This window comes from Anoxybacillus sp. LAT27, from assembly GCF_022030075.1.
Taxonomy (GTDB): domain Bacteria; phylum Bacillota; class Bacilli; order Bacillales; family Anoxybacillaceae; genus Anoxybacillus; species Anoxybacillus kestanbolensis.
Window position 1 is genome coordinate 1 of sequence record NZ_JAIWYK010000176.1, and the last position, 271, is coordinate 271.

General features: G+C 58.7%; 1 protein-coding gene. It reads left to right on the forward strand.

Annotated elements, in window-relative coordinates; all coding sequences use genetic code 11:
• The coding region (locus LD028_RS09020; protein ID WP_237811618.1) for a c-type cytochrome at positions 1 to 236 on the forward strand (236 nt) is incomplete at its 5' end.
• Positions 237 to 271 lie beyond the last annotated feature (35 nt).

Here is a 271-nt window from a genome sequence, read left to right on the forward strand (position 1 = left end):
CATCGGGCAAGTATGATGCCGCGACAGCCGAAACGTTGTTTAAAAACAACTGTGCAAGCTGCCACGGTCAGAATCTGGAGGGGGCAGTCGGCCCCAACCTGACGCACGTGGGGGGCAAATACACCAAGGAACAAATCCTGGAAATCCTAAAGAACGGGAAGGGGAGCATGCCAGGCGGACTGGTCAAGGACGGAGATGCCGAAACCGTTGCTGCCTGGCTGGCCGACAAGAAATAGCACGTGCGCGAAGCGTCCGGCGAATGGCCGGGCGT